Source organism: Sphingomonas sp. (assembly GCF_964263785.1).
Taxonomy (GTDB): Bacteria; Pseudomonadota; Alphaproteobacteria; order Sphingomonadales; family Sphingomonadaceae; genus Sphingomonas.
Map to the genome: position 1 here is coordinate 1 of NZ_CAXVWL010000024.1, position 10,054 is coordinate 10,054.

Here is a 10,054-nt window from a genome sequence, read left to right on the forward strand (position 1 = left end):
CCTAGGCGGGTACTGGCCCGACAGGCAGCGCGTGCGGATCGAAGTGCACGATGCCCTTGGGCGATCCGGCGAGGCACAAGAGGAGCGCTGGCAAGCGTTCGAGCGCGGTCTCAATGCCGGATACCTCCGGGCACACCTCAAGGGACTGCCGGACTTCGACGACATAGAAGCCGAGGATCGGGCTCTCGGCTACGTCTCACGCCATCCATCCTTCCATCAGGCGCTCGCCTTCCTGATCGACTGGCCCGCGCTCGACCGCGCCGCAGGCCTCATTATGGCTCGGACCGGCGAGCTCGACGGCGACCAATACTGGCTGCTGACCCCCGCCGCTGACGCGCTCGAGCAGCGCCATCCGCTCGCCGCCACGCTCGTGCTGCGGGCGATGATTGATCTCTCACTCGATTCCGCCAAGTACAAGCGTTACGGCCACGCCGCTCGCCATCTCCAGACGTGCGAGCATCTTGCCCGGCGGATCGACGATTTTGCCCGGCATCCAAACCATGCCGAGTATGTGGCGGACCTCAGGCGGCGTCACGCACGTAAGAGCGGCTTCTGGGATGCATGAGCAAACAGAGTGGCGCGGCGTGAAGCAGGCGGCGCGAACGGAAACCTGATCGGGCCGGCTCGACCCAGTTCCGGACGTCTAACGTGGTCTGAGCGCTCCCCTAAACCGGCCGCTCATACATGTTCTAGAGCGGTTTCTGATCAGTCTGCATCATAGCCGGCGGCGGCGAAGTAGTTCGAGCATTCCTGGGGTGAGTAGAGATCGACGATGCGGCCGATGGCGTTCCAGAGGCCGTGGATGGTGCGCTCTGCGGCCTTGCGCAGATGCGCCTTCAGCTTGGAGAAGGCCATCTCGATCGGGTTGAAGTCGGGGCTGTAGGGTGGGAGGAACAGGAGCGCGGCACCCGCTTTTTCAATGGCGGCTCGCACGGCCGGCGTCTTGTGGCTCGACAGATTGTCCATGATCACGATGTCGCCGGGTGAGAGTTCGGGCACCAGGACCCGGGACACGTAAGTGGTGAAGGCGTCGCCGTTCATCGGACCATCGATCACCCAAGGCGCTACCATGCCGGAGCGGCGCAGGCCGGCGACGAAGGTGGTGGTCTTCCAGTGCCCGTGCGGGACGCCGGCGCGCAGCCGCTCGCCGCGTGGTGCCCTGCCGTAGCGGCGCGCCATGTTGGTCGACGCCCAGGTTTCATCGATGAAGACGAGCCGATCGGGGTCGAGATCGAGCTGACCCTCGAACCAGTCCTCGCGCCGTTTCAGGATGTCGGGACGGTCCTGCTCGGTCGCATGCGCCGTCTTTTTTTGCGCGTGATCCCGCGACGATCGAAGAACCGCCATATCGTGCCCAGCGCTACCTGCGTGTCGTGCTCGGCCAGCAGCGCCTGCAACTCCGCCAGGGTGATGTCGGGCGTCGCCGCGTACGCACCTAGGATCACGTCCGCATACGCCTCGATCTTACCCGAACGCCGGTCGCCGCCCTGTTGCTGAGGCTTGGGCGTTCCGTTCTGCGCCGCAAGCTGCTGCCACCGGATCGCGCTTGCCGCGCTCACACCAAACCGCACTGCTGCTTGCCTGCGCGACAGACCACCCGCGATGGCCGCCACAACCCTATCCCGAAGACCCACCGACAATGCTCGTGCCATCCATGCCGGCCTCCAGCACCAGCAGGGATCGTGAATCAGAAAACCAGGCCCGCGGGAATCCCCTACGACTCAGCGAGGTGAGAAACCGCTCTAGAGTCGTGACAAAGGTCGCCATACCGACGATCGCCGGATGGCTGCGGACGGCGATCAGCCGGGTGAAGAGTGTCGCGATCATGACGGTTGCTCCGAAGCGCGCCGCGGCTCAGGCGATCGGCAGGACGGGGACCGCGGCACCGACCGCGATGGCGGCGAAGACGAGCGCACCGACGAACGAGACGAGCGCGCGCTGGGCGATGGCATAGTCGAACATGGCAATATCCTTATCGGGTTCGGGCGGCGGAACCGTTCGCGCGGCCCATGCCGATAGCTCTGCAGGGGGGTGTGCCAACTTCCTAAGTCGCTGACCGAATGGGATCTTTCAAACCTTACCGGAGGTCTTTGGCGCAACGCACCAAAGCAAACGGTAATCCGCGCCGATATCAGGCGCTCGCCACCTGGTTTCGCCCCGCCGCCTTGGCGGTGTACAGCAGGCGGTCGGCGCGCTCCAAGGCGGTCTCGATCGTATCGGCCGCATGGATCGCGGTGACCCCCGCCGATATGGTGATCTGCCCCAGCAGCGCTTCGGTGTCGCGATCGCGGAAGCGCTTGGCGGCAATCGCGGCGCGCGAGTCCTCGACGATGCCCGCGGCCTGCGCCAGCGTCACCGATCCGAGCAGGATCGCGAACTCCTCGCCGCCGTGGCGGGCGACGAAATGGCCTTGGCACGTGCCGACCAGCGCTCCCGCGACCGCCGCGAGCACCCGGTCGCCGACGGGATGGCCGTGATCGTCGTTGATCCGCTTGAACCGGTCGATGTCGCATAGCGCCAGGCACCATGGCGCGAACGCAGGATCGCGCGCCTCGAACGCCTCTTCGAACGCCCGGCGGTTGTGCAATCCGGTCAGCAGGTCCAGCCGCGCGTCGACCCGCGCCTCGGCCAGCTTCTCGCGCAGCGCATCGGCCTCCTGCGTCGCCTGCTCCAGCCGCGCTTCGGCATCGTGGACGCGGGTGATCATCGTACCCGCGATCCGCGCGATCTCGTCGAGCCCGGCGATGCGTGGCAGATGCTCGAACGCCGCGGCGCTTTGCGCCAGATCGCGCCCGAACTCGCGGGTCTCGTCGTACATCGAGCGGACGATGTCGGCGAAGCCGTCGACCTGCCCGCACGCGTCGGCGGCGATATCCTGCTCGGGCGAGCGGGGTTGCGCGTCCACCGGGTTCCCGACGCCGGCGACTCGACCGCCCAATCGCTCGATATCCTTGCGGCTGAGGCGCACGCCGCCGTCGACGAGATGCGCCACCGCACGCGCGATGGGGCCGTCGGGATCGCTCAGGATGGCGTGCGCGAAGCGGTAATGCTCGGGGTCGGCGCTCAGGCGCTGCTCGGCCAGGAACAGGCCGATACGATCGAACAGATCGCCCCCCGGCCCGTCCCGCCGCGCCAAGCCTGCGCCCCGCATAGATGCCCCATGTCTCACAAAGGCGGACGCTAGGCCGGAAAGGTTAGCATCGGGTGACCGGAACAGCGCTACCGCCGGGGCAATTTCGCCACCGCGTCCAGCGTCAGCGCGACGTGCTCGGCGGGGTTCATGTCGCTGTGGACGAAGGCGACACGGCCGTCGCGCGCGATCACGTAGCTGGTGCGGCTGGTGACCTGACGCCCCTTCAGCGCGCGGCCGAGCGCGACGTCGTAGCCCGAGACGACCGCCGGCCCCGCACTCGCCACCGCGAACTTGCCCGCGCACTCGCTCGACGAGAATTTCGCGAGATCCTCGACCGGGTCCGCCGACATGCCGATCACCGTCGCGCCTGCCTTCTTGAAGTCGGCGACATGCTCGGCGAAGGCGCGCGCCTCGGCGTTGCAGCCCGAAGTGAAGGCGGCAGGAAAGAAGTAGAGCACGACCGGCCCCTTCTTGAGCTGGTCGGCCAGATGCACCGTGAACACCTTGCCCGCGATCGCGCCGCGAGTGGTGAAGTCGGGCGCCCTGGCGCCGGGTGCGAGCGCCGCCGACACGGGCGCGGCGAGAAGGACGGCGGAAACGGCGGCGAGAGCGAGGCGCATGGGAGAACTCCGGCAAGGGTGGCGGTACGCTACGCCAAACGCGGGGCTGCGTCCATTGCCCGGCGCAGCGGCGCCCGATAGGCAAGGCATCATGCCCGTCACCCAATCCGACATTGCCCTCGCCCACCACCTTGCCGATGCCGCCGGCGCCGTCATCCGCGGCTATTTCCGGCAGCCGGCAGGGCTGGAGATCAAGGAGGATCGCTCGCCGGTGACGCTGGCCGACCGCGAGGCCGAGGCCGCGATGCGGCGATTGATCGAGGCCGAACGGTCGGGCGACGGCATCGTCGGCGAGGAATATGGGACCAAGGATGGCGTGACGAACCGCCGCTGGGTGCTCGATCCGATCGACGGCACCCACAGCTTCACCGCCGGTCGCGCGATCTTCGGTACGCTGATCGCACTGGTCGAGGATGGCTGGCCGGTGCTCGGCGTCATCGACCAGCCGGTGCAGCGCGAACGCTGGATCGGGGTCGCCGGACGCCCGACGACGTTCAACGGCACTCCCGTCCGCACCCGCGCCTGCCCGCAGCTGGAAGGCGCGGTGATGGCGACGACCAGCCCGCATTATTTCGGTGAGGACGCCGCGTTGCGCTATCTGGCGCTGACCGCGGCGACATCGGGCGGGCATAATCGGATGACGCCGATTTATGGCGGCGACTGTTACAATTACGGTCTGCTCGCGTCGGGACAGATCGACCTGGTATGCGAATCGGGGCTGAAGCTCCATGATTTCGCAGCGCTGGTGCCGGTGGCGGAGGGCGCGGGCGGGCGGATGTGCGACTGGAACGGCGACCCGTTGACCACCGACAGCGACGGCCATGTCTTGGCGATCGGCGACCCGGCGCGGGTCGACGATGTGCTCGAAGCATTGCACCGCGTTCACGACTGACCGGCGCGCCAGCTCACGCGCCGAGCCGATGACGTTGACACTGGTTGACGCGTGCACGCGCGTCGATCGTGTGCGCTTGCCGCCAGCACGTTGACGCTGGTTGACGCGTGGCAGCGCCTCGGCGCGAGCCGATGATAGGGACGACGTTGACATGGTTTTGACGCGTGAAGCGTGTCGGTTCTGCGCCGGGGGCGGTGACAACGTTGACACCGGTTGACGCGTGAACATGCGCCCATCGACGGCGATCGTTTTCGTTTCTGCACCGCTGCAAGGTCGGTCGGGAGCGTGCGTCACCATATCCGTGCGGTGCCATAAAAAGCGGCTTGTAGGACAGCGCGCAGACGCGGCTCATGAAGTTCTAGAAAATGCCCAGGAACTTCTTGCGCTTCGGCTCGCGTTTACCATCCTCGGCCTTGGACGTCGTGCCGTGCCCAACATCGTCGCGGGGCTCGCCCTTGGTCGTGCGCTGCGCACTGGCGGTTGCGCCGGCCAGCACCGGGCCGCACGCCGCCGACTTCGCGTCGCCGATATCGACGAACGCCAGCACGGCCGCGGGCGGCGTCGCCAGCAGCGCCAGCCCCAACCCCGCGCCCGCACGGCCGAGCAATTGCGGACTGATGACCTGGAGCGCGGGCGCCGAGAAATAGCCGCCGATGCCGACCGGCGATTGCCCTGAGAACAGGCTGAACTTCTTGCCGTCGGCGCGGAATGCCAGATCGACCGCCTCGGTTTTGAAGCTGAAGCCGCCGCGCCCTGCGATCACGTTCTTGCTGGTGTCGATCAGGATCGGGTCCGCCGCCGCCACCCCGCTGCGGACGGTAAAGCCGATCAGCCCGCAATTGACCTGAACCGGCTTCTTCAACTTGTCCTCGAACAGCTTCTGGACGAAGGTGCCGACGTCAAGCTCGGCAAGCTGGACGTTGCGGGTCCAGAGCGCGCCCTGCGGCATGATGAAGGCGATGCGGCCCTTCGACGTCGACAGCGAATCGTGGATCGTGTCGCCGCGTCCCGCCAGCTGGATGCGCCCCTTGATCGTCCCCGTCGTCCCCGACTCGGCCAGGCCGTAGCCCGCGAGCAACCGTCCCATCGGGGTCGGCGCAAGACGGATGTCGTAGGTGACCGCACTCGGCCGCGGCCGCGTGTCGAAGACCAGGTCGGAGGCGACATTGCCCCGCGCCATCGCAAAGGTCAGCGGCGACAGCGCAAGCCGCCCGCGTTCGAGATCGAGGGTCATGTCGATATTCGAGATCGGCAGATTCTTCGAGCGTACTTGCCGGACCGTCCATTTCAGATCGGCGTCGAAAAACTGCATCGTCGCGACCGGAAATTGGGCGTCGGGCATCAGCCGTTGCGGCGCGGCGCCGGTCGCCGCCGCCGCCGCAACCGCACCCTTGGCGGCGACGATGTCGGGATTGTAGCCGATGAACGGCGCGGCATCGATGATGTCGAGCGTGCGAGTTGCCAGCACCGAATCGAGGTGGATACGCTTCCCGTTGGTGATCGTCAGCCGTCCGGCGAGATCGGTCGCGCCCGCGATGCCGACCATATGGGTGAACCGATAGACCTCGCCCGATTTCACCAATTGCGCGCGCATCCGATAGGTCCGGGTCTGCGGGATCGCGACGCCGATGATGCCGAGCAGTTCGGCCATGTTGCGCCCGCGCGCGCGTGTTTGCAGCGGCACGTTCTCGATGTCGGCGATGCTGGGCAGCGTGCCCGTCACGTCGATCACGTTATGCGCCGCATGCATCTGCGCGACGAGCTTGTTTGCTCCCCGCGCGACCGTTTCGTTGGGCGAGAGCAGCTGCGCGGTGACCGTAAACGGGGTTTCGCGGATGCGCCCGTCGCCGCGCAGGCCGACCGTGTCGCCGATCCGCGCGCCGGTGGAGCGGATCGTGTCGACGCCCAGATTGGCGAGCAGCTGCATCCGTGGATCGATGTAGCGCACCGTCGTGCCGACCACCGTCGCACGATCGATCCGGGGAAAATCGAGCGGCTTGCCGCCCTTTTTCTCGCTGAACGTCCAGGTATTGGCGGTATGCGCGACGTTCCATTCGAGATCGACTGCGCCGTCCGCCAGATCGAGCCAGTACAGCCGCCGCTTGCCGAAGATCAGCGACAAGGGCGCGATCCGCGTGTCGATCCGTTTGGCGGCGAACAGGTTCGGCCGCGTCGCCCACGCGGGGTTGGAGATCGTCAGCCCTTCGGCCAGGAACTTGATGTTGAGCGGCGCGAAATAGAGCTGGAAATCGCCGCGGACGGTGACGGTGCGATCGGTGAGCTTGCCGACGATCGACTGGAACGGCGATTTCAGAAACCGCCCCCTGGTGATGAAGAGGATCAGCCAGACCGCGAAGACCGCAGCGACGATCCCGAGCAGCGTATTGCGCACGATGCGGCGACGGCGCGTTGGCGCGCCGCTCGCCGGCTCCTCGATACGCTGAGTAGCCATATCCATGCGCGGGATATCGCTTCGCATGCCGTTTCGGTTCCGCATCGGTTGCAATTGCGCAGGGTCGCCGCTAAGGGCCCACGCTTCTCTTGCGATGCGCATGAAGACGGCCAGGCCACAAGGGCTGCCGCGGCTGTCGGATGCATCGCCATGTCGAAAGGACCAAAATGCCCAAGCTCAAGACGAAGAGCGGCGTCAAGAAGCGCTTCCGGCTGACCGCGACCGGTCTGCTGAAGCACGGCGTCGCCGGCAAGCGCCACCGCCTGCACCATCACAATGGCAAGTACATCCGCCAGAACCGCGGCACCAAGCTGCTCTCCAAGGCCGACACCGCCGCCGTCAAGGCGTGGGCGCCTTACGGTCTCGGCTGAGCGGAAGGAACTGAACAATGGCACGCGTCAAACGCGGTGTAACCACCCGCGCCAAGCACAAGAAGATCCTGGAACAGGCGAAGGGCTATTACGGCCGTCGCAAGAACACGATCCGCATCGCCCGTCAGGCCGTCGAAAAGGCCGGGCAATACGCCTATCGCGACCGCAAGGTGAAGAAGCGCACGTTCCGTGGGCTGTGGATCCAGCGCATCAACGCGGGCGTCCGCGCCGAGGGGCTGACCTATTCGCAGTTCATGCACGGCCTGAAGCTCGCCGGCGTCGAACTCGACCGCAAGGTCCTGGCCGACATCGCGATGCACGAGGAAGCCGCGTTTACCGCGATCATCGCGCAGGCGAAGGCGGCTCTGCCCCAGGCCGCCTGAGGCGACCTGCTGCGAGCGACAAAGGGGCGCGGGTGGCTAGGCCATCCGCGCCCTTTTCGTTATCGGCCCCTGCCAATAGGGGCGTGCATCCCGCCACCGTTCGTGCTGAGCGAAGTCGAAGCACCTGCGCGCTGGGCAATGCCCTTCGACTTCGCTCAGGGCGAACGGACTGGAGTATCATGGCCAACACCGATCTCGACCAGATGCGCGAACACATGCTGGCGGCGATCGACGCCGCGGCAGGGCTCGACGCGCTCGATGCGGTGCGGGTCGAGGCGCTCGGCAAGCAGGGCCGGGTCACGCAATTGCTCAAGACGCTCGGCACGATGTCGGCCGACGAGCGGCAGGTCGAGGGACCGCGCATCCAGGGTCTGCGCACCGCGGTGGCCGATGCGATCGCCTCGCGCAAGGAGACACTCGAACGCGCGGCGCTCGATGCGCGCCTTGCCGGCGAGACGCTCGACATGACGCTGCCCGCCGACGCCCCGCTGAGCGGCACGATCCACCCGGTCAGTCAGGTCATGGACGAGCTGGCGGAAATCTTCGCCGACCTCGGCTTCGCGGTCGCGACCGGGCCCGAGATCGAGGACGACTGGCACAATTTCTCGGCGCTCAACATTCCCGAGAGCCATCCGGCGCGGGCGATGCACGACACATTCTATTTCCCGGATCAGCCCGGTGGTGAGCGCAAGATGCTGCTCAGGACCCATACCAGCCCTGTGCAAATCCGCACGATGCTGTCGCAAAAGCCGCCGATCCGCATCATCGCGCCGGGGCGCACCTACCGCTCCGACTCGGACGCGACGCACACGCCGATGTTCCACCAGGTCGAAGGCCTCGTCATCGACAAGGGTATCACCCTCGGCCACCTCAAATGGACGCTGGAGACCTTCCTGAAGGCCTTCTTCGAGCGCGACGACATCACGCTGCGGCTCAGGCCCAGCTACTTCCCCTTTACCGAACCCTCGGCGGAGGTCGACGTCGGCTACACTTGGCAAAAGGGCAAGCGCGTCATCGGCGGTTCCGAAGGCTGGATGGAAGTGCTCGGCAGCGGCATGGTCCACCCCAAGGTCATCGCCGCCTGCGGGCTCGATCCCGACGAATGGCAGGGCTTCGCCTTCGGCTGCGGCATCGACCGGCTGGCGATGCTCAAATACGGCATGGACGACCTGCGCGCCTTCTTCGACGGCGATATCCGCTGGCTGAAGCATTACGGCTTTTCGGCGCTCGACGTGCCCACGCTGTCCGGGGGAGTCGGTGCATGAAGTTGACGCTGAGCTGGCTCAAGGAGCATCTGGAGACCGACGCGTCGCTCGACGCTATCGTCGAAACGCTGACCCGCATCGGCCTCGAGGTCGAGGGCGTCGCCAACCCGGGCGAGGCGCTCGCGCCGTTCCGCGTCGCGCGCGTCCTCACCGCCGCGCCGCACCCGCAGGCGGACAAGCTCCAGGTGCTGTCGGTCGACGCAGGTGACGGCCCGCTACAGGTCGTCTGCGGCGCGCCCAACGCCCGAGCCGGGCTGATCGGCGTTTTCGGCGCCCCCGGCGCGCATGTCCCGGGGCTCGACGTGACGCTCAAGGTCGCGAGCATCCGCGGGGTCGAATCGAACGGCATGATGTGCTCGACCCGCGAGCTCCAGCTCGGCGACGAGCATGACGGCATCATCGAGCTGCCCGCCGATGCGCCGGTGGGCGCGAGCTATGCCGACTACGCCGGGCTGACCGATCCGGTTATCGACGTCAGCGTCACCCCCAACCGCCAGGATTGCATGGGCGTCCGCGGCATCGCGCGCGACCTCGCCGCGGCGGGGCTGGGGACGCTCAGGCCGCTGAACGCCGATCCGGTGATGGGCGAAGGGCCCGGCCCCGATGTCCGCACGGAGAGCGACGCTTGCGCCGCTTTCTACGCGCAGGGCGTCACCGGCCTGCGCAATGGCGAAGCGCCCCAGTGGATGCGCCGCCGCCTGATCGCGATCGGGCAGAAGCCGATCTCGGCCCTGGTCGACATCACCAACTATGTGATGTTCGACCTCGGCCGCCCGCTCCACGTGTACGATCGCGCCAAGCTGTCCGGCGGGCTCGTCGCGCGCGCCGCGCACGATGGCGAAACCGTGGTCGCGCTCAACGGCAGGACCTACGCGCTCGCGGCGGGCATGACGGTGATCGCCGACGACGCCGGCGTCCATGACATCGGTGGCATCATG

At 67.0% G+C, this 10,054-nt stretch carries 11 protein-coding genes; 6 read left to right on the forward strand and 5 right to left on the reverse strand.

All coding sequences use genetic code 11. The features are described from left to right. Positions 1-565: DUF6880 family protein (locus ACE5C1_RS03820; protein WP_374942740.1), on the forward strand; the 565-nt coding region annotated here is incomplete at its 5' end. 140 nt (positions 566-705) lie between these two features. On the opposite strand, the gene ACE5C1_RS03825 is transcribed toward ACE5C1_RS03820, so the two are convergent. From ACE5C1_RS03825 to ACE5C1_RS03840, 4 genes are all read right to left on the reverse strand, one after another. Continuing rightward, a protein-coding gene (locus tag ACE5C1_RS03825) for an IS630 family transposase (RefSeq protein WP_374942741.1) occupies positions 706-1,652 on the reverse strand; the annotation gives its coding sequence in 2 pieces (ribosomal slippage) (positions 706-1,316 and positions 1,316-1,652; 948 coding nt in all). Further along, positions 1,618-1,827 (reverse strand): hypothetical protein, encoded by a 210-nt coding sequence (locus ACE5C1_RS03830; protein WP_374942742.1) that lies wholly within the window; start codon positions 1,825-1,827, stop codon positions 1,618-1,620. Before ACE5C1_RS03830 ends, ACE5C1_RS03825 begins: the two co-directional genes overlap by 35 nt. A 304-nt stretch (positions 1,828-2,131) precedes the next feature. Then, positions 2,132-3,136, reverse strand: a complete 1,005-nt coding sequence (locus tag ACE5C1_RS03835) for a diguanylate cyclase (protein WP_374942743.1) — start codon at positions 3,134-3,136, stop codon at positions 2,132-2,134. 83 nt (positions 3,137-3,219) lie between these two features. After that, a complete protein-coding gene (locus ACE5C1_RS03840) occupies positions 3,220-3,753 on the reverse strand; it encodes a peroxiredoxin (protein ID WP_374942744.1) in 534 nt (177 codons plus the stop codon). Positions 3,754-3,844: 91 nt separating this feature from the next. Here ACE5C1_RS03840 and ACE5C1_RS03845 point away from each other — a divergent pair, with 91 nt between their 5' ends. Beyond that, a complete protein-coding gene (locus ACE5C1_RS03845; protein ID WP_374942745.1) occupies positions 3,845-4,645 on the forward strand; it encodes an inositol monophosphatase family protein in 801 nt (266 codons plus the stop codon). 358 nt (positions 4,646-5,003) lie between these two features. Here ACE5C1_RS03845 and ACE5C1_RS03850 read toward each other — a convergent pair whose 3' ends face one another. Beyond that, entirely contained in the window at positions 5,004-7,103 is a 2,100-nt protein-coding gene (locus ACE5C1_RS03850) for an AsmA family protein (protein WP_374942746.1), read from the reverse strand. A 161-nt stretch (positions 7,104-7,264) separates the two neighbouring features. Between ACE5C1_RS03850 and rpmI the strand changes: the two genes are divergently transcribed. From rpmI to ytpR, 4 genes are all read left to right on the forward strand, one after another. Beyond that, the gene (gene rpmI / locus ACE5C1_RS03855) at positions 7,265-7,468 is read left to right on the forward strand and encodes a 50S ribosomal protein L35 (protein ID WP_331043313.1); all 204 of its coding nucleotides are present in this window, start codon (positions 7,265-7,267) and stop codon (positions 7,466-7,468) included. A 17-nt stretch (positions 7,469-7,485) separates the two neighbouring features. Next, entirely contained in the window at positions 7,486-7,851 is a 366-nt protein-coding gene (gene rplT / locus ACE5C1_RS03860) for a 50S ribosomal protein L20 (protein WP_374942747.1), read from the forward strand. Positions 7,852-8,030: 179 nt separating this feature from the next. Beyond that, on the forward strand, positions 8,031-9,116 hold the full coding sequence (pheS, locus tag ACE5C1_RS03865) for a phenylalanine--tRNA ligase subunit alpha (RefSeq protein WP_374942748.1): 1,086 nt from the start codon (positions 8,031-8,033) through the stop codon (positions 9,114-9,116). Continuing rightward, positions 9,113-10,054, forward strand: a 942-nt coding sequence (ytpR, locus tag ACE5C1_RS03870; protein WP_374942749.1) for a YtpR family tRNA-binding protein, incomplete at its 3' end; no start/stop codon positions are given. The genes pheS and ytpR, both read left to right, overlap by 4 nt.